Origin of the sequence: Arthrobacter sp. MYb23 (assembly GCF_002979775.1) — a bacterium.
Lineage (GTDB): Bacteria > Actinomycetota > Actinomycetes > Actinomycetales > Micrococcaceae > Arthrobacter.
The window spans coordinates 60,370-79,635 of sequence record NZ_PCPR01000008.1 but is presented as its reverse complement, the minus strand read 5'-3'; the positions used below and the strand labels follow the sequence as shown (position 1 = coordinate 79,635).

Annotated in this window: 17 protein-coding genes; 9 read left to right on the top strand and 8 right to left on the bottom strand. The window is 62.7% G+C overall.

The annotated features are described in order from the left end of the window. The first annotated feature begins 5 nt into the window (after positions 1 to 5). From CQ020_RS10895 to CQ020_RS10885, 3 genes are read left to right on the top strand one after another with little or no spacing between them, the layout of a single operon-like run. Positions 6 to 953: an ABC transporter permease gene (locus CQ020_RS10895; RefSeq protein ID WP_105691860.1), complete on the top strand. Its 948-nt coding sequence runs from the start codon at positions 6 to 8 to the stop codon at positions 951 to 953. Positions 954 to 963: 10 nt separating this feature from the next. Next, positions 964 to 1,920: an ABC transporter permease gene (locus CQ020_RS10890; RefSeq protein ID WP_105691859.1), complete on the top strand. Its 957-nt coding sequence runs from the start codon at positions 964 to 966 to the stop codon at positions 1,918 to 1,920. Then, a complete protein-coding gene (locus CQ020_RS10885; protein WP_105691858.1) occupies positions 1,917 to 3,578 on the top strand; it encodes an ABC transporter ATP-binding protein in 1,662 nt (553 codons plus the stop codon). The genes CQ020_RS10890 and CQ020_RS10885 overlap by 4 nt, the downstream gene beginning before the upstream one ends. A 108-nt stretch (positions 3,579 to 3,686) precedes the next feature. Here CQ020_RS10885 and CQ020_RS10880 read toward each other — a convergent pair whose 3' ends face one another. From CQ020_RS10880 to CQ020_RS10865, 4 genes are all read right to left on the bottom strand, one after another. Next, positions 3,687 to 4,400 carry an SRPBCC family protein gene (locus tag CQ020_RS10880; protein ID WP_105691857.1) on the bottom strand — a complete coding sequence of 238 codons (714 nt, stop codon included), beginning with the start codon at positions 4,398 to 4,400 and terminating at the stop codon, positions 3,687 to 3,689. Positions 4,401 to 4,614: 214 nt separating this feature from the next. Next, entirely contained in the window at positions 4,615 to 5,835 is a 1,221-nt protein-coding gene (locus CQ020_RS10875; RefSeq protein WP_105691856.1) for an amidohydrolase family protein, read from the bottom strand. A gap of 1 nt (position 5,836) precedes the next feature. Then, positions 5,837 to 6,337 (bottom strand): GAF domain-containing protein, encoded by a 501-nt coding sequence (locus tag CQ020_RS10870; protein ID WP_105691938.1) that lies wholly within the window; start codon positions 6,335 to 6,337, stop codon positions 5,837 to 5,839. Between the two features lie 5 nt (positions 6,338 to 6,342). Continuing rightward, entirely contained in the window at positions 6,343 to 7,731 is a 1,389-nt protein-coding gene (locus CQ020_RS10865; RefSeq protein WP_105691855.1) for an MFS transporter, read from the bottom strand. A gap of 108 nt (positions 7,732 to 7,839) precedes the next feature. Here CQ020_RS10865 and CQ020_RS10860 point away from each other — a divergent pair, with 108 nt between their 5' ends. The 4 genes from CQ020_RS10860 (at position 7,840) to CQ020_RS10845 (ending at position 10,294) form a co-directional block, all read left to right on the top strand. Beyond that, complete coding sequence (locus CQ020_RS10860; RefSeq protein ID WP_105691854.1) at positions 7,840 to 8,718, top strand: MurR/RpiR family transcriptional regulator; 879 nt, start codon at positions 7,840 to 7,842, stop codon at positions 8,716 to 8,718. Between the two features lie 48 nt (positions 8,719 to 8,766). After that, positions 8,767 to 9,129: a helix-turn-helix transcriptional regulator gene (locus CQ020_RS10855; protein WP_024818071.1), complete on the top strand. Its 363-nt coding sequence runs from the start codon at positions 8,767 to 8,769 to the stop codon at positions 9,127 to 9,129. Continuing rightward, positions 9,126 to 9,614, top strand: coding sequence for an SRPBCC domain-containing protein (locus CQ020_RS10850; RefSeq protein ID WP_024818070.1), 489 nt, complete (start codon positions 9,126 to 9,128; stop codon positions 9,612 to 9,614). The genes CQ020_RS10855 and CQ020_RS10850 overlap by 4 nt, the downstream gene beginning before the upstream one ends. A gap of 101 nt (positions 9,615 to 9,715) precedes the next feature. After that, positions 9,716 to 10,294 (top strand): adenylate kinase, encoded by a 579-nt coding sequence (locus tag CQ020_RS10845; protein WP_105691853.1) that lies wholly within the window; start codon positions 9,716 to 9,718, stop codon positions 10,292 to 10,294. Here CQ020_RS10845 and CQ020_RS10840 read toward each other — a convergent pair. The 4 genes from CQ020_RS10840 to CQ020_RS10825 all read right to left on the bottom strand — a co-directional run bounded on the left by CQ020_RS10840 (position 10,291) and on the right by CQ020_RS10825 (position 15,782). Next, on the bottom strand, positions 10,291 to 11,079 hold the full coding sequence (locus CQ020_RS10840; RefSeq protein ID WP_105691937.1) for a glycosyltransferase family 2 protein: 789 nt from the start codon (positions 11,077 to 11,079) through the stop codon (positions 10,291 to 10,293). The genes CQ020_RS10845 and CQ020_RS10840 overlap by 4 nt on opposite strands. A 2-nt stretch (positions 11,080 to 11,081) precedes the next feature. Then, positions 11,082 to 12,440: a PIG-L family deacetylase gene (locus CQ020_RS10835; RefSeq protein WP_105691852.1), complete on the bottom strand. Its 1,359-nt coding sequence runs from the start codon at positions 12,438 to 12,440 to the stop codon at positions 11,082 to 11,084. After that, positions 12,434 to 13,519, bottom strand: a complete 1,086-nt coding sequence (locus tag CQ020_RS10830) for an acyl-CoA dehydrogenase family protein (protein WP_105691851.1) — start codon at positions 13,517 to 13,519, stop codon at positions 12,434 to 12,436. The genes CQ020_RS10835 and CQ020_RS10830 overlap by 7 nt, the downstream gene beginning before the upstream one ends. Positions 13,520 to 13,622: 103 nt before the next feature. After that, positions 13,623 to 15,782 (bottom strand): FG-GAP-like repeat-containing protein, encoded by a 2,160-nt coding sequence (locus CQ020_RS10825; protein ID WP_105691850.1) that lies wholly within the window; start codon positions 15,780 to 15,782, stop codon positions 13,623 to 13,625. A 268-nt stretch (positions 15,783 to 16,050) separates the two neighbouring features. Between CQ020_RS10825 and CQ020_RS10820 the strand changes: the two genes are divergently transcribed. Both CQ020_RS10820 and CQ020_RS10815 read left to right on the top strand, forming a co-directional pair. Further along, positions 16,051 to 18,330, top strand: a complete 2,280-nt coding sequence (locus CQ020_RS10820; protein ID WP_105691849.1) for a bifunctional SulP family inorganic anion transporter/carbonic anhydrase — start codon at positions 16,051 to 16,053, stop codon at positions 18,328 to 18,330. A gap of 232 nt (positions 18,331 to 18,562) precedes the next feature. After that, positions 18,563 to 19,168 (top strand): DUF1992 domain-containing protein, encoded by a 606-nt coding sequence (locus CQ020_RS10815; protein ID WP_105691848.1) that lies wholly within the window; start codon positions 18,563 to 18,565, stop codon positions 19,166 to 19,168. The last annotated feature ends 98 nt before the right edge of the window (positions 19,169 to 19,266 follow it).

Genomic DNA, 19,266 nt, shown 5'->3' with positions numbered 1-19,266 from the left:
ATCCCATGATCCGCTACATCGGCCAACGGTTGCTGCAGGGCGCGTTCGTCCTCTGGGCCGCGTACACAGTGTCCTTCCTGATCCTGTACTTGTTGCCCGGCGACGCCGTGAGCATCATGGCCAGCGGCGACGAACAGAACGCAGTGGACCCGGCTCTCGTGGAGAAACTCCGCGCGGAGTACGGATTGGACAGGCCTCTTTACGAGCAATACTTTGTTGCCCTGTTCAAGGCGTTCCAGCTGGACTTCGGGCTGTCCATCAAGAATGGTGTCCCTGCGACCCAGACTGTGGCGGAAGTCTTGCCGGAGACCATCAAGTTGGCCGTGGCGGGATTCGCGGTCGCGGTGCTCCTGGGCAGTGCCCTGGCAGTGGTTGCGGCGTTCAGCCGCAACCGCTGGATCCGCCAGACCTTCTCCTCGCTGCCGCCTTTGGGCATCGCCGTGCCCACTTTCTGGATTGGCCTCTTGCTGCTGCAGTTCTTCTCGTTCAGGTTGCGATTGTTCCCAGCGATAGGGAACGACGGCGGCCAGAGCCTCGTGCTTCCAGCCCTGACTCTGGCCATACCCACCTCAGCGGTGATCGCCCAGCTGCTGACGCGCAGCTTGCGCCAAACATTGGGCGAACCGTACATCGAACAGATCCGGGCCAAGGGAGCCAGCGAAGCGCTGATCAACTTTGGCCATGCCCTCCGGAACGCAGCCATTCCCACGCTGACCATGCTCGGAATCCTGGTGGGAAACCTGCTGGCCGGGGCAGTGGTGAGCGAAACAGTGTTCTCCCGCGCAGGCATCGGGCGGCTCACCGTCACGGCCGTCAACAGCAGGGACATCCCCGTAGTTCAGACCCTGGTGGTCCTGGCCGCCGCCATCTTTGTGATCACCAGCTTGATCGTTGACCTGATTTATCCGCTCGTGGACCCGCGTATCAACACAGCGCGCGGGGCCAAGGTCTAGGAGGGCCATCATGACGCAGCAACTTGTGAGGGAGACGCCCTCCGAGGCCGGCTCCGGGACGGGGCACTCGGCCGCCGCACCCGAGACGGCAGTTCCCGTCCCGCCGGCCTCCGACCAGGCTTCAGGTAGTTGGGCTGGTTCCCCTTGGGCCGGCGCCCGGAGGTTCCTGGCCAAGCCCGGATTGGTGCTGTCCGTGCTGGTCCTTGCTTTGGTGATCCTGTGGGCGTTGGTTCCCCAGGCCTTTACCCAGTGGCCTCCGGACACGGGTGTTCCGTCGTCGCGGCTCAAACCACCGTCCGCGGAACACTGGTTCGGCACCGACAGCCTGGGCCGTGATCTCTTTTCCCGTGTGGTCCACGGTTCGGCAACCTCGTTGGCTGCAACGGCAGTGGCGGTAGCCGTCGGCCTGGTTGCGGGATCGGCGCTCGGTTTGCTGGCTGGCTCCATCAGGGGGTGGGTGGATGACGCCATCATGCGCGTCATGGATGTGCTGCTGGCCATTCCGAGCTTGCTGCTTTCCTTGGCTCTCATCACGGTGCTCGGCTTTGGAACCATCAACATCGCCATCGCGGTGGGCATTGCCAGTGTGGCCAACTTCGCCCGGATCATGCGGGCTGAAACCCTGCGGGTGAGCACCGCTGTGTACGTTGAGGCCGCACGGTCCTCGGGTGTCCGGTGGCACTCCATCCTCCTCCGACACGTCCTCCCCAACGCTGCCGGCCCGGTTCTGGCCTTGTCCGCGTTGGAGTTCGGCATGGCAGTCCTGTCGATTTCATCGCTGAGCTTCCTCGGGTTCGGCGCACCACCGCCCTCCGCGGAATGGGGTTCACTGGTGGCCGGAGGCCGCGACTACCTGGTGGCTGCGTGGTGGCTGGTGACGTTGCCGGGCGTGGTGATTGCCGCCGTCGTGCTGTCCACCAACCGTATTTCGCATGCTTTCCAAGACTCTGAAAGGAACCGGCCATGAGCTCCCATGCTGAACCGCTGTTGAAGGTGGAGAACCTCCGCGTGGACTATGTGGTGGACGGATCTTCGCGGAACGCGGTGGCGGGTGTCAGTTTTGAGGTCCGGGCCGGCGAGGTGGTGGCGATTGTGGGGGAGTCGGGCTCCGGCAAGACCACCACGGCCCATTCCATCATCAACCTGCTCCCCGGCAACGCCCGGGTTTCCTCCGGCAGCGTGACCTTCGACGGCACGGACCTGACGCAGCTGACGCGCAAGGAGTGGCAGGGGGTGCGCGGCAAGGACATCGGGCTGATTCCGCAGGACCCCACGGCGTCGTTGGATCCCCTCCAACGGGTGGGCGAACAAGTGGCGGAAGCGCTCACCATCCACCGGCTCCAGCCCAAGAAGGCTGCACGCCAGAGTGCCGTCAGATTGCTGGAGGAATCCGGAATCCGCGACGCTCCCTCCCGGGCGCGCCAGTTTCCCCATCAGTTCTCCGGTGGCATGCGCCAACGCGTGCTTATAGCCACTGCGCTTGCTGCCCAGCCGAAACTGGTCATTGCTGATGAGCCCACCAGTGCTCTGGACGTGACGGTCCAGCGGCAGATCCTGGACAACATTGCCACCCTGACTGCGGAGCGGGGGACCGCCGTCCTGCTGATCACGCACGACCTCGGCGTCGCAGCTGACCGTGCCGACCGGATCATCGTGATGCGCGGCGGCGAAATTGTGGAGGAAGGGTCCGCGACGGCTGTGCTGGGCGACCCGCAGCACAGCTACACGCAGCAACTCATTGCGGCGGCCCCGGGACTCAGCCCGCGCAGATTGCGGCCATCGCTTTCGGTCCAGAACCCACGCACGGCGACGGGCGGCGACGTTGTCCACGTTTTCCCTCTTGTGGAGGCCAAGTCGCTTCGCAAGGTGTTCGGCCTGCCCCGGACAGCCGGGGGCGCAAGGTCGCTGACCGCCGTCGACGATGTTTCGCTGGACATCCGGCGAGGCGAGACTCTGGCATTGGTGGGGGAGTCCGGTTCCGGGAAGAGCACAGTTGCCCGCCTGCTGCTGAGGTTGGACAAGCCAACCTCAGGTTCAGTGACGTTCGACGGCGTGGACCTCGCCAGCGCGAAAGGGGAGAGGCTGCGCCAACTCCGACGCCGGTTCCAAGTGGTGTTCCAGAGTCCTTATGCATCGCTGGATCCGAGGTTCTCTGTGGAGGACATCATCGCTGAGCCGCTCCGGGCCTTTGCGGAGGGCACCCCGGCCGAACAAAAGAGCCGGGTGAAGGCGTTGCTTGAGGAGGTCCACCTCCCCGTGGACTACGGAACCCGGCGTCCGGCCGAACTCTCGGGTGGGCAGCGGCAACGTATTGCTATCGCGCGGGCGTTGGCGCTGAAGCCCGAACTCGTGGTGCTGGATGAAGCGGTTTCGGCCCTGGATGTTTCGGTGCAGGCGCAGATCCTGACTCTCTTGGCTGAGCTGCAGGTGCAGGAGTCGTTGAGCTACCTGTTCATCTCGCATGATCTCGCCGTGGTGCAGCAAATTTCCGACCGCGTGGCCGTCATGCAGGCAGGGAAAATGGTGGAACTCGGGGAGGCCACCGCAGTGCTGGAAAACCCTGCGGAGGACTACACCCGGCAGCTGATCACGGCCATCCCGGGCCGGGTTCCCATAGCGGGCTGATTCCTGACCCTCTTTGAGCTCGGGAGGCAGCTATTTCAACCTTTGGGGGTTTACTTTCGGTGCTTCGGTGGTCAAAGAAGGTCAGGACGCCACGTCCGGAGTGGGACTTTACCGCTGTCCCGGCATCCCGCCCAGGGGTGGGATGAATCCCTCGCCGTGACCTTCGTCTGCCTTCCGCTCGGCTTCGCTGCGGGTGTCGCTGTCAGCCGTCTCGTCGGAGTCGCCGTCCAGATCGGCCAGGCCGTTGGTCTGATCGAACGGGTGGGTGATGGGATCGACGATCGGTGGCGAGTCCGGGGCAGGGGAGCCGGTGGTACCGGAAGCGCCGGTGGCCGCGGTTGCTCCTGTAGCCGTTGCGGTGGTGCCGGCCGTGGTCCGCTCCTCTGTATCGGTGCCAGCTTCCGGTGCCTGCTTCTCGATGTACTCCTTGAACTTCTTCAAGTCTGACTCAGCCTGCCTTTCAACAATGTGCAACTTGTCGCCCAGGAACTCGAGGACGCCGTGCGGTTCGTATTCCAAAGACAGATGCAAGGACGTCTGGCTGGGACCGGCTTCCTTGAATTCAACCCAGCCTGCGTTCTTGGCACCCTCGACGGCGGCCCAAGCCACTGCCCGGTCCACGTCCTGTTGGACGATCTTGGCCTCCCAACGGCGATGGACGCCGGCGATTTCGGCCACCCATTCCAGTCGGTCGTCGCTGAGTCGCGTGACGCGTTCCACCCCGCCCATGAAGTGCGGAAACTCCTCGAATTTGGTCCACTGCCTGTAAGCGGCGCTGACCGGAACGTTGACCATGATTGTCTTGTTCACTTTCGTGGTCACTGTGTCCTCCTCTTAGTCTTGCCTGATAATGATCAGCATACTTACATTGTCGGTCTTTGAGGAGGGTAATAACAGGCCCGGTCAGCCCCAACGCTCTCTCACATAACGGCCCCTTCCGCCCAACGCTCTATCACCGGGTGATAGAGCGTCGGCGGAAATGGCGCGTTAGGTGAGAGAGCGTCGGGAAGGACTGCACACGCGGCGGGCACAGAAACTAGGAGATCACCCGGCCGTTCTGGATGAGGTATTCCAGGTGCTCGGAGATGTCGGCCAGCACCGAAATATCAGCCACCGGGTCGGCCCCCAAAACCAGAAGGTCAGCATCCGCGCCCGGCGCGATCACGCCAAGTTCACCTTCGCGCTCCAGCAGCAGGGCCGCCGTCGTGGTTGCGGAACGGATGGCATCTATCGCTGGCTGCACCTTGCCGAGGAGTCTGAACTGCTCGTTTTGGTGGCGGTGCATGCCGCCCAGGAGATCAGTACCGAAAGCCATCTTCACGCCGGCTTCGTGGGCGCGGCCGATCGCTTCGAGGCCGCTGGTGAGTACGGAGTCCACCTTTGCCCACATTTCCTCCGTGAGCCCGAACTCCTTGCCCTCTTCCTTCAGCGCCCAGTACGTCACCAGCGTGGGGACCAGGAAGGCGTCCTTTTCGAGGAACAGCTTCAGGCTTTCGTCGTCCAGGAGGTTTCCGTGTTCGATCGAGCGGACACCCGCCTCAAGCGCACGGTTGATGGCCCGGGCAGTGTAGGCGTGGGCGGCCACGTAGCGGTTGGCGGCCTGTGCCTCCTCCACTGCTGCGCGCATTTCTTCCATGGAGTATTGGGTGGAATCGATGCGGTCTGTGGGCGAGGAGACACCGCCGGACGCCATGATCTTGATGTGGTGGGCGCCCTTGCGGATTTCGTCGCGGGCGGCAGCGCGGACAGCGTCAACGCCGTCGGCCACCCGGCCGATGCCGCAGCAGCCCCGACCATTGGGATCATGGTCCTCGCCGGGCAGGCGCATGTCCCCATGTCCGCCGGTCTGGCTCAAGGCATGGCCGCAGAAGTGGATCTTCGGGCCCTCCAACAGACCTTCCTCCTGGGCCATTGCAAGACCGAAGTCGGCGCCGGACAGATCGCGGACAGTGGTGAATCCGCGTCGCAGCATCTCGCCCATGATGCGGGCCGTCTGCGCGTAGACATAGGAGGCAGGTGTGAAGGTGAGCGAGCGGAAGTCCGCGCTGGACGCCACCACGTGAACGTGGGCATCGATCAGGCCCGGGATCACAAACTTACCGGTGCCATCGATGACCCGCGCGCCCGAAGGCGCCTCAAGGTCACGGCCGACGCCGCTGATCTTTCCGTCAACACTTACGACGTCGGCAGTGGAGTAGGTGCCCGCGTCAACGTCCAGGACGCTTGCGTTGCGGATGACAAGTGGGGTGGTGCTCATACTAAACAGTGTCCTTCGCGGGTGCTTCGGTGGGTTCGGGGACGTCGGCTTCGGTGGGATGGGCTTCGAAGGCCTGAACCAGGCGGGCCTTGTGGGCATTGATGACGTCGACGGCGGTTTCCACACTCTGCTGCGTGTACTTGCCTTCAGCGTCCAAGAGGGCAAGGACACCCACAACGTTGTCTTTCTGATCCAAGACCGGCACGTTGATGACGGCGCCACAGCCCAGTTGCTGGATGAGCTCGGAGTCTGCAAAGACTTCCCTCAGGGCCGTCAGGTCGGGGGCCAGGAACGGCTCCTTCTTTTCGATGACCGTACCCAGCCAGCCGGGGGAGATCTCCACTGTTTTTTCGCCGCCTACCGGGTACTCGGCCGGGTGGCTGGTGAACAGGCGCTTGAGGCTGGAGCGTTGGGGAATCCACTGCAGTGCAGTGAACAGAATGACTCCCGGTTCCTGCTGCATCGCCTCAAGCGTCTGCTGGAAAACTTCGTCTGAATTCATGGCGTTCACTTGCTTTCTGCCGTGGCCGGATCATGCTCGGCCCGGGCGTTGATGTTCTCCAGGGATTTGCCTGCGGTGGACGCTCCGAAGATCACCACACCCAACACGCCGATGGTCAGCACCACGGTGGTCATGGTGAACACTCCGCCGAAACCGAGGGACGCGGCGAAGATGCCAATGATGGACGGTGCCAGGATGCTGCCGATGCGGCCCACTGCGCTGGCCAGGCCAACACCGGTGGCACGCATCCAGGTGGGGAAGAGCTCCGGTGTGTAGGCGTAGACGCCGGCGTAGGTGCCATTCAGGAAGAAGGACAACGTTGCAGCGGCCAGCAGGATCATTCCGGAATCGTTGGATTGGCTCAGCCAGAAGGCGCTGATGGCCGATCCCGCCAAGTACAGGGCAATGGTGTTCTTGCGGTCAATCCGGTCACACAACCAAGCAGCGGAGAAGTAGCCGGGGATCTGTGCCAGATAAATGAGGATGGAGAACTCAAAGCTCTTGGTGATGGTGATGCCGCGACCTACGAGGAGCGTGGGAATCCAGGAGAAGAAGCCGTAGTAGGAGAACGTGATCACAAACCAGATCAACCAGATCACCGCGGTGCGGCGGCGCATGGCTTTGGACCACATGAACTTCAGGGCGTTCCAGATACTGATCTTTTGCTCGTGCTTGGTGATCTCTTCCTCGGCGGCGGGCAAGGGAGCAAGGGGCTTCCCAGTGGCTTTGACGACGCTCTGCTCAAAGCGGTCCACCACTTCGGTTGCCTCTGCGATGCGGCCTTGGCTGATGAGGAAGCGTGGGGATTCGGGCAGGCTGCGACGCCACCAGAGCAGGAGGAGGATGGGGACTGCGGTGATGACCTGCGCCCAGCGCCAGCCGTCCTCGCCCAGCGGAACAACGAACCGGCCGATCAGTGCGGCAGCCACGAAGCCGAAGGAGAAGAATCCGGCCAGGGTTCCAATGAACCAGCCGCGGCGCTTCGGGGGGATGAATTCGGACAGGAACGGGGCGATAATCACGCTTTCAGCGCCCGCACCCAGGCCGGCAAAGATCCGTGCAATCAGGAAAATTTCGAAGTTGGGGGCCATGGCCGCCACCACTGACATGAGGCAGTAGAAGGCCAGAGCCCAGAGCATGACCTTCTTGCGGCCAAAGCGGTCACCCATCCAACCGGCCAGGATTGCGCCGAAGAAGAAGCCGAAGGGGGCGGCCGAGCCCACCAAACCGAGGCTGGCGGTGCTGAGGCCCCAAATTTCCTGGATGCGCGGGAGCAGGAATGCGACCACTGCACCGTCCATACCGTCGAACGAGTAGCCGAGGCCTCCAATGAGGAGAAGCTTGTAGTGTGGTCGACTGAGAGCCAGACGATCCAGGCGTGCTGTGAGAGACATGGGGATTCCTGCCAAATTGGGCCAAGTTGTACATTTTTAGGAATATGCACGGGTCTGTGCAGAAGCGATGTATCGAAGGTACGGCCAAAATGTGAGGTAGGTCAATAGGTGGAAGAAGATTTCGACTCGTCAACGTTGACCGAGTGGCTGGATAGTCGTGTCCAAGGGCGGAAGCTTGCGGCCCGTCAGTTGCAGGTGATTGGCATCCTCCGATCCCAGCCCCGGCTTGCGTCCTACGGCTCCGTCAGCGACATTGCCGCAGTAGCCGCCTCGAACGCCTCCACCGTGACCAGAACCGCGCAAACACTGGGATTCAAGGGGTGGGCCGACTTCCAATTTGAGCTGCGTTCGCGGTTTCTGGCCTCGCTGAGCGCAGTGGAGGTTGCGGCCGAACATAACGGCCACATCAGCAGTCCTGCGCAGGCAGCGGTATCCACTGACCGGGCGAATCTGGCGCATTTCGAGCGCACGCTAGACGCCCAAACTCTCCATGATATTGCGAAGGCGATCGCTGGTGCACGGCAGACCTTCATCGTCGCGGCAGGAAGTTACGCGATCCCGGGCAAGGCGTTGGAGCATAACGCGATCATCGCCGGCTACAACGTACGGCTCCTTGATGCCGACGTCGCGGCCCTCACCAATGCCCTTGCACGGCTTGGTGCGGAAGACCTCGTTATCGCCATCAGTCTCTGGCGGGTCTACGACAGCACTATGAGGGCAGTGGACATCGCCCACAATCTGGGTACACCCATCGTCTCCATCACTGATAGTGCGGGTTCGCCCGTGGCGGTGCACGCCGACCACAGGATTGTGGTGCCCACCGAGGGGGCCGGCTTCTTCCCATCCCTGACAGGCGCTGTGGCCGCGGTCCAGGCGATCGCCGTCGAGCTTGCCTCCTTGGATCGTGAGCGTTCCAACCAGAACATCGCCGCCTCGGAGCGGACGTGGGACCAGATGCGCATCATGCATCCCCGCTCCAGTTCTTAACGCAGAACCATTGACGTGGCGTGACTGGTGGAGATATCGTACAACCAAATGGTTGTAGATCAGATCAGTAAGCCTCTCTCCGACGCCGAGATCGATCGGATCTTCCAGGCTTTGGCCGATGCCACCCGCAGGGACATCGTGGCTCGGGTGACGGCGGGGGAGTACTCAGTCTCCGGGCTTGCTGCGCTCTACACCATGAGTTTCGCGGCCGTACAAAAGCATGTTGCGGTTCTGGAACGGGCCTCCCTGGTGACCAAGGAGAAGCGTGGGAGGGAGCAGATCGTGCGGGGGAACCATGAAGGGTTGCAGAAAGCCCGCCATCTGCTGGATCAACTGGAAATGGTCTGGCGGCAACGCGCCGACCGGATTGCGGACATACTCGCCGAAGATGATGAAAGGGATCTGCCATGACTGTTGTCAGCGTAAACAAGGATGTTGAGGCCCTGAGCTTCAGCATTGTTTCTGAATTCGATGCCGACGTGAAGCGTGTCTGGCGGGTTTGGGAAGACCCCCGGCAGCTTGAGCGCTGGTGGGGACCGCCCACTTGGCCGGCCACCTTTGAGACGCATGAATTCACCGTTGGTGGGAAGGCCGCCTACTACATGACCGGGCCGGACGGCACCAAGGCGCGGGGCTGGTGGAAATTCACCGCCATCAACTCCCCGGACCACCTTGAGTTCGACGACGGCTTCGCGGACGAGCAGGGTGAACCCGTGGACCACCTGGGCATCACCCACGCCACCGTGAAGCTCGAGCCTTTGGAAAACCGCACCCGGATGACCATCACGTCCACCTTCGACTCCGAAGAACAGATGCAGAAGATGGTCGAGATGGGCATGGATGAGGGAATGCGGGAGGCAGCCGGGCAGATCGACGCCGTGCTGGCCAGCGCCTGAACACTGAACCAAAAGCAAAAAGATGCCGACGACGGCGGGTGCCTCCCGTCGTCGTCGGCGTATGGTTAAGTCTCGGTTGCCTCTCGAAACGGACCAATGTCATGGCGCGATTGATCATCATGGGTCCTCCGGGTTCCGGAAAAGGCACACAGGCCGAGCACATTGCCCGGCATTTTGGGATCCCCGCCATTTCTACCGGTGAACTGTTCCGCACCCACGTTCGCGACAAAACAGAGTTGGGGGCAGAAGCCAGCGGGTACATGGATCGCGGGGACTTTGTGCCGGATCATGTCACCACGGCCATGCTGAGGGTCCGGCTTGAAGAAGCGGACGCCGCGGCCGGATTCCTGTTGGACGGCTACCCACGGACGGTCATTCAGATCGGTGCCCTGGACGAGATATTGGCCGACCGTCAGCAAACCCTTGAAGTGGTTCTTGAGCTGAACGCATCAGACGACGAGCTGCTGTCCCGGATGCTCCGCAGGGCGCAGGAGCAGGGACGCGCCGATGACACCGAACCCGTGATACAGCGGCGCCTTGAGCTGTACCGGGACCAAACGCAGCCAGTGCTGAAGGCGTACTCGAACCGGGGGATTCTGCTCAGCGTTGACGGAACGGGCGAACGCCAAACGATCACGAAGGCTGCGATTGCCGCCTTGGAGGATGCGCTGGCGGTTTAGCCGCTGGCGGGAGTCGGAAGCTCGGCAGCCGGTACCTGGACGGCCGGGAATTGGGCAGCCGGAAGCTCCGCCGCGAGGGAGCGTAAGTACGCGGCGAATCCCTCCGGCGCGCGGGAATGTGTCCGCCCAGAGGTCACAACGCGGATGGTGTCCGTGGCCGTCACTGCGAAACCTCGGTGGCGGAGCCGTTCCACCAGAACGCGGTCCTCATGGGAGCGCAGCCCGGGGAAGCCGCCAGCACTGATATATGCCGAGGCCCGGATTCCCAAGTTGGCGCCGTAGATGTGCTGGTGGTCCTCCCGGAACGGATGGAGTTCCATCCAGCGGCGATGGATGGCCGGGTCCATGTCCTCTGGATCGGGTTCCACTGACCCAAGGAGGGCGTCCGCTCCGGCGTTGGCCAGTTCCACTTGCCTCGTCAGCCAGTGCGGGGGAACAGCGGAATCGGCGTCTGTGGTGGCCAACCAGATACCGGCCGTGTCCCGAGCTCGCAGGCTTTCCAAAGCAGCGCGGAAACCATAATCACGGCTGGCCCCCGTGCTTCGCAGGTTCACGTTGACCACGCTGAAGCGGTTGTCGCCTGAGGCGTGCGCCGCGGCAATCTCCGCTGATCGGTCGGTGCAATGATCCAGGACCACCACCATTCTGGTCTCCACGTCCGGGCAGTCACGTTGGAGTGCGTCCGCGGCGGCCTTTAGCGCCACCAGGGCTTTGCCGATGTGTTGGTCCTCGTTATGGGCAGGCATGACCACTGCCACGCTGTTGATCTCCAACGGCCCCGGCACGGTCACGGTGTCCTGTCAGGGGCGAGAAGGATCTCCAGCATGAAATCCTTCTCACGGTAGAGACCGTGCGTGGGCCAGCCGAGTTGGTTCCGAGCCATCGCATGAACCGCTTCAGCGTCCAGTTGCCAGCCCGAAATCGGGTGCCGCCAATGGCACAACACCAAGGTTCCGCCGGGCCGGGTGGACGCGTCAAGCCGTGCCAGGAGTTCCGTGAGTTCATCCGGCGAAAGGTAGTAACCCGTCTCGGACAACACCACGAGATCGAAAGTGCCCTCGGGCCACTCACCGGGCATGGTCAGATGCCGGGCCTCCGCCGAGGGAAATCGTGAGAGCCGCTCGGTCGCCTGGGCAAGGGCGGCGCTGCTGGCGTCCACCCCAAGGAACTGCTGGCAGCGCTGGGCGAGTTCCACGCTGAGGGTGCCAATGGAACAACCCAGTTCAAGCCCGGATTCATATAATTCCTCCGGCAGGGCGGCCAACGTCAGTGCCCTTTTGCGCCGTTCGTACCAGCTGGTGGTGTAACTCCAGGGATCGTCCTCCTTGGCATGGACCTCGTCGAAGATCCGCTCAGCGTCTGCGGCACTGTTGCTCCCGGCCTTGGAAGGATGCCAGGCGAAGGTTTCCCACGGCCTGCTGAAGTGCTCAAGGAACGTATCCGAAAGGAGGGTTTCATCGCCGGGTTGATCGGACAGCGGCTTCGTTTGGGAGGTGTGGGCGTCCATCGCCCGTGCTTTCGCACGCTGATCCTGATGGGTCAACGGCACCCGCACCCATGAGTTCCACGTGGAGTCATCCGGCCCTGCCCACAACCAGTACCAGACGGGATATTCCAGCAGACCATAGCCGCCCAGCGCCGCGACTTCCGCGGCGATACTGCCCAAGGTGTCATGGTCCGTGTGTCCGTCATAGCGATAAGGGGCTACGATCGCGACGGTCTCCGCAGGCCTTCCGGCCACAGTTGCGCGGAGGGCTTCCGCGATGCTCTCCGTGTTGGCCGCAAGCTGCCCATCGGGAAGTTCCAGGAACCGCCACGTGGCATCAGGAGCCAGTCCGGACACTGCCGTGTTGAACTCCGTAAGCCTGACAGCGGCAAGCTGTTCCGGCGTCGTGGTTTGCGAGTCCGGATGCGAGGCCTCGCCGGCAGTGCACAGCAGAATCTCCACCGCAGCCCCGGCGGCATGGAGCTTGGCGAGGAAACCGCCTGCGCCCAGAGTTTCATCGTCCGGGTGGGCGGCGAGTACAACAAAGGTCATGCCCGCGAGCTCGTCTGCGCTCAGTGGCAGCTCCGGTAAGGCGGCAACTCCGCTGGCGGCCCATTCCGCCTCCGACGTGCCGGTGTCCGTGTGCGAGAAAGCTACCAACTGCGGTCTCCCTTCAGAGCCAAGGCGCCCAACTGGGCATCGTCCCGCATAGCGTGATGCTGCCTGATGTACAGCGACAAGTCCGCCATGCGCTTGCCGTACGCTTCGTCGAAAGCCAGCGGGCCGGGGCCCAGATTCTGCGTCACCAAGGTTTGCACACGCTCGACGGCGGCGGCAACGGTTCCTCGGACGCGCAGTGCTTCGGGCCAGGGGCTTGGGCCGTCAGGATCTGAGCCTTCCAAATCACCGGCGTCGATGCGTTCCGCCGTCTGGGCGAGGTAGCCCGTGGTTGTGGCAAGGATACGGTCGATCTCGCCCAGGGAAGCCAGCGCAATCTGGTCGGGTTCGCGGCCGTTGGCTGCGGCCTTCGTGAGTGTTTTCTCGTAATCGCGAGCCACGGCTACCACGCCGCCCAACCAACAGGCAGCCACACCCATGCCACCCCAAGCGAAGCCCGGGCGCTTGAAATACCAGCTTCCTTGGTTGACGGGCCATGCTTCCACTTGGTCGAAGTGAACAGTGCCGCTCGGAATTTCCTTCAGCCCCCGGCTGGTCCACACAGGTGTTTCGGCTGTCACGCCCTGGTGCTTTAGATCAAGGGCAAAGGCGGCCCTGGTGTTGTCTTCCGTGTGGGCGGTGATCACGGCGCCATCCAATTGCGCGGCAAGAGAGCACCACGGCTTGGAGCCGTTGAGGACGTAGCCGCCGTCTGCCGAGCGTTTGGCCTCGAGCTTCATTCCGGGGCCCTCCGCTGCGAAGACTCCCCAAGTTCCTTGAGGTTCGTTTTCGACTCCGGCCGGGACTCCGGCTTGGGCGAGGATCGCGAGAGCGTCGAGGTGCGGTTCGAGTACCCGCCCGGCCGCCACGTCCACGGCTGTCACGGAGGCCAACAGTTCCCACAGCTTGGCGGTGTTTCCCTCGCCGGGCTTTGGGGCGGTCCGTCCGATGTCCTCGGCCAGGGTCAGTAGTGTCGGCACGTCGCCTACTGCTGCCCGCACTTTTTCGAGCACGGGTTCCAGGGCTTGCAACTGCGCGGGTTCGGAACTGATGCGGACGGGCTGGGCTTCGGAATAGCTCATGATGCCAAGCCTAAACTAAGGAACCTTAGGTTATGTGTGCGGAAAGCAAGCGGACGACGGCGGGAGGTTCCCGCCGTCGTCCGCTTTGCTATGTTTCTTGGTGCTAGATGATCAAGTTCATGGCGTTCCAGCCGGAGCCGACCAGGCCGCGGGGGAGCCAGCCTCCTTGGCCGTTGCTGGGGTAGAGCCAGAGGGCTCCGCCTGCGTCGCGGGCCAGGAGGTCCACGTTGCCGTCGCCGTTGAAGTCGCCGGGTGTGGCTATGGCGGTCATGGCGTTCCAGCCCCAACCGACCTGGGTACCGGTATAGAAGGAAGTGTTGCGATATCCGTTGAAGCTCCACAGTGTGCCGTTGGCATCCCGGGTCAGAAGGTCTTGGACTCCATCCTTGGTGATGTCTCCAGGACCGGCGATGAAGTTCATGCCGTTCAGGCCGCTGCCAACTGAGTACTGGCTCAACCAGCCGCCGTGGCCATTTCCGCGGTAGTGCCGCAGCTGTCCGAAGCTGTCCCGGGCTGCGATATCCGCATTTCCATCCAGGTCAAGATCTCCGATTCCTGTGATGGCTGTCATCTCGTTCCAGCCCTGGCCCACTTGAAGCCGGGCTTGCCATCCGCCCTGGCCATTCCCCGGATACAGCCACAAAACCCCGTAGGCATCCCGGGCCAGCACGTCGGCCTTGCCGTCACCGTTGAAATCCCCCGGCGTGACCAGGGCTGTCATGGCGTTCCAGCCCTGGCCCACCTTGGACGGTGTCTGCCAACCTCCGCTCCCGTTGCCGGGGTAGAGCCACAGGTCGCCGTTAGTGGTCCGGGCCAGGACATCGGACTTCTTGTCGCCATTGAAATCGTGACGGATATCAGCTGCGATAGTCACCGTGAATGCAGACGTCACGGCGTCAGGGCCGTAACCATTAGTGGCAGAAACGCTGAAGGTGAAGGTGCCCGCGGAAGTTGGAACCCCGTACAGGATGCCGTTATCGCTGAGAGTCAGTCCTGTCGGAACGGAGCCGCTGGCCACTTTGAAGGTCGGGGTGAGCGACCCCTTTGCCGCGAATCTGTGCTCGTAGTACGCGTCCACCGCGCCCTTTGAGGGTGGAGGGCCGGACGTGAAAGTGGGAGCGACGCTCGTGCCGTCGATGACGACAACATTCTTGCTGTCTTCGTTGATGCTGTAGGGCAGATTTCTTACATAGATTTTATTGGTCTTTGTATTGACTGCCATCTTGCCCGCCATGCTGAAGCCTGGAAGGCTTCCAGCAGCGTTGGTGGTTCCGTCAAAGACCATCACACGGGAGCGGTACCAAAGGGGTACGTAAACCTTGTTGGTCACTTCGTTGACCGCCAGTCCTGAGGCAGATTCCCCCGTGGGAACGGTGACGGTCGCCTTCGTCGCGCCATCCAGGACGGTCATGCTGGCAAGCTCAGAGTTCAGCGCGTAGACCTTGTTATTGCTGCGATTCAGGGCAATCTCCTTGGGCCCCGAGTCCACGCCAGTGGGAACTGTTGTGACCGCAAGAGTTTCGCCATCAATAACCGCGATCGCCTTGGAGGCAAGGCACGTAGCGAAAACCGTATTGGTGGCATCGTTCACTGCTACCCCGCGAGTGTCGCTGCAAACGGGGATCGCCGAGACGATGTTTGTTGCACCATCCACAACAGTCACCTGGCTGTTGCGGCTCACTCCGTAGATCTTGTTGGTTTTCTCGTTGACAGCGAAGGAGTAGACCGTTGCCGGAAGGGCTGTTGTGGCACCCGTGGCACCGTCAACGACAGTAACGCCGTTCGTGCCGGATGTTGAGACGTAGACCTTGTTGGTGGTCTCGTTCACCGCAACTGTCATAGGGTCACCCGTCAAAGCGATGGTCCTCGTGGTACCTGTTGCTCCGTCGATGACGCTCAAGGATGAACTGCCATTGTTCGCTACATAAACTTTGTTGGTTTTCTCATTGACGGCCAGTTCGCGAGGCCGCGTACCTACCGGAATGGTCCTTTCCAGCTTGGTAGCCCCGTCCAAGACGAATACGGAGTTGGCCTCCTCGCTGGTGACATACACCTTGTTTGTTACTTCATTTACCGCTAGGGCAAAAGGCTCGGGGCCCAGGCGGATGCCATCCGTCATGGTGTCGGCTTGAGCGGGCAGGGAGACGCCTACCAAGACTGTCCCAGCCGTGGCCACAGACACCAGGGTGGCGGCGATTCGATGCCAGAGACTGGTGGTAGAAAACGTGAAAATACCCAGAGCAGCCAAAGGCTCGACCCCCATAATTCAGTGCGCGACCATCGCGTCAACCTGCGAAGTTTATACGCCCGAAAGCGAAGACGCGGCATCGGGCGCACGCCAAGGGTGCTCGCCGGAGCTTGGGAAGAGCTGAACGAGTGTTGCAACGCGCTCCACCCCCGCCAAAGTTCCCATTGGTCCCAACATGAAGCGCATCTTCACAGCTTTTGTCATGCTTGTCACATCTTGTTGTCATTAACGGTGACAAGTTCCGTAGCTTGGAAGGGTCAGCAGTCCCGAGCTAGGAGTTCCCATGCCGCAGTCCAACGAATCCGCCACCGTTCCCGCCGACTCCCACAGCCCGCCAGGCCCCAAGGCCCGTAAGCCCACCTTCCTGAGCAACCTCGGCGCGGATCTCCCGGCATCGCTCGTCGTCTTCCTCGTAGCACTCCCGCTTTCCCTCGGCATTGCCGCCGCCTCAGGTGCTCCGATCATGGCCGGTCTCATTGCCGCAGCCGTCGGCGGCATCGTTGCAGGCAGTCTGGGTGGCTCCCCACTGCAGGTGAGCGGCCCGGCCGCCGGGCTGACCGTCGTCGTTGCCGGTCTGGTTGATGAGTTCGGCTGGCAGGTGACATGCGCAATCACCGCTGCTGCCGGCGTCGTGCAGCTGCTCATGGGAGTTAGCCGCATTGGCCGGGCGGCGCTGGCGGTCTCGCCGGTGGTGGTGAAAGCGATGCTCGCGGGCATCGGCATCACCATCATCCTGCAGCAACTCCATGTGCTCCTCGGCGGTCAAGCCGCTGGGTCCGCCATCGAAAACCTCACAGGCCTTCCCGCCGCCATCACCAACGTAGAGCTGCACTCGGCGCTCCTGGGTCTGGCCGTCGTCGCGATTCTTTTGACATGGAAGTTCCTCCCAGCCGCGGTGCGGAAAATCCCCGGGCCGCTTGCCGCCGTCGTCGCGGTGACGGCTCTGTCCGTCGCCGTCGCGCCAAGCGTGGAGCGCATCAGCTTCAGCGGCTCCATCTTCGACGCAATCGCACTTCCCAGCCTGCCCGACGGGAACTGGCGTGCCGCCGCCATGGCTGTCATCACGGTGGCCCTGATCGCGAGCATCGAATCGCTCCTGTCAGCCGTCGCCGTGGACAAGATGGGCGGCTCGCGGACCAATCTCAACCGGGAACTCGTGGGCCAAGGCTCGGCCAACGTTGTGTCCGGAATGCTCGGCGGACTGCCCGTCACCGGTGTGATTGTCCGCAGTGCAACCAACGTTGAAGCGGGCGCCGCCAGCCGCAGCTCAGCCATCCTGCATGGCGTATGGGTCCTGGTGTTCTCCGCTCTCTTTGCCGGCCTCATCCAACTGATTCCGTTGTCCGTGCTCGCCGGGCTCCTGCTGGTGATCGGCGCCAAACTCATCAAAATCGCGGACATCCGCACAAGCCTCCGCACCGGCGACCTCCTCGTCTACAGCGTCACCTTGGTCTGCGTGGTGGCCCTCAACCTCCTGGAAGGCGTCATTATTGGCCTCGCACTGGCCGCCCTCTGCGTGCTGTGGCGTGTGCTCCGGGCACAGATCCAAGCGCATGCCCCCTCTGCTGAGTCGCTGCCATGGCGCGTGACCATAGCCGGCTCGTGCAGCTTCTTCGCGCTGCCCCGGCTTAACCGGGTCCTCCACTCCGTGCCCGAAGGCCATGACGTCGTAGTCGAACTTAACGCCGACTACCTGGATCACGCCTTCCGCGAAGCCTTGGTTGCGTGGCAGAAGCAGCAGCGCAACACCGGCGCATCCGTGATCCTCGAAGAACACGGCACCACGGCATTTAGCGACGCCGAGGACAACACCCCACAGCGCCAGGACCCTCGCGAGTTCCCGCTGCCGCCCCGCACGTCCTGGTTGCCTTCCGGGGCCACCCCAGCTCCCGACGACGACGGGCGGCTGCCGCTGCGGTCGATCCTCCTGGGCATCGACAAGTATCACCGGCGGCACGCGGACAAGGTCCGACCCCTGGTTCAGGACCTCACCGAAGGGCAGAATCCGGACACGCTCTTTGTCGCTTGTGTTGACTCCAGGGTCAATCCCAACCTGATCACCAGCAGCGGACCGGGCGACCTCCTCACGCTCCGGAACATTGGCAACGTGGTGTGCAATGACGGCAGCGATGCTTCGATCGACTCCGCATTGTCCTTCGCAGTCAAGGGGTTGTCCGTGGACTCGATCGTGATCTGTGGACATTCCAACTGCGGTGCGATGAAAGCTGTCATTGCCGATGCTGAGGGGGTCTCGCCGGGTATGGGCAAAGGCTTCGATACGTGGCTGGAGCATGCCCGGCCTAGCTACACTGCCCTGCTGGCCAGCCACCCTGTAGGGGTTGCCGCTGCTGCTGAGGGTTACAGCCGGCTCGACCAATTGAGCATGGTCAACGTGGCCCTCCAACTCCGGAAGCTGGAAGAACACCCGGTCACCGGACCGGCACTCGCGGCCGGTCAACTGGAGGCCACTGGCTTGTTCTACGACATTTGCACGGCACGGGTCGTCCTGGTGACACCGGAGGGCATCGAGCAACTGGACCCGAGCATGGCGGTTCGCGCGTAGATCCGGCCGCCGGCCGCCGCGGCCACCGCGGCTCCACGATCCGCCGGGTCCCATCCACCCACTTTGGGCGGACAACAGCCCCGACACTCCGCTTCCACGGCGTGTCGGGGCTGGTCCCGTTTCAAAGTGGGTGGTGGAGGCCCGGGCCTCCAAGAGCAGCGTGCGTAATACTGGATTCAGAAACCACGATGTCCGGCAGGCGAGGGCTGCCGTGTGAGGAGGTGGCGGGAACGTGAGCGCCGAGAACAACGCCTTCAGACGGAAACTCGAGCGGGGTGCGGAGCTGCGGGCCGTGCGGTCCTGGGGTGGGAACGCCGAGGAAGATGCAGAACTCGAGGCCGCGGATGCCCAAGAACGCGAGAAGCGCCGGAAAGTAGACGACGCAGCTCGGGTTGAGTACCTCATCAGGGACGCCCAGAAACAAGGCAAGTTCGACAACCTGAAGTACGCCGGCAAGCCAATCCCCGGATTGGGGGAGCACTATGATCCCGACTGGTGGGTCAAGGGGCTTATTCAGCGTGAACGGCTCAGTGGGATGGGACCGCCCGCCATTTTGCTGCGGATCGAGGACTCGGAGCTCGACGCCAAGCTGGACCAGCAGTACGCCGAGAAACAAGCCCGGGACATCCTCGAAGACTTCAACAAACGGGTTATCGAGGCCCGCCGGCAACTTCAAGGTGGCCCACCCGTGGTCACCAAGCTCCGGGACGTTGAGGCAGAGCTGGAACGATGGCGCGGGCGCCGGGCTGCTGCATCCCCGCCGGATCCGGAACCCGCACCAGAAGCCAGGCGAACGTGGTGGCAGCGCCTCTGGAACGGCTCCGGGCAACCCAACTAAATAGCAGTTCAGGCCGTTTTGAGCGCTCAAAACGGCCTGAACTGCGACCTACTTGGGTAAGACGGCACAAACAGCAGCCGACGGAGAAACCCGGGTTC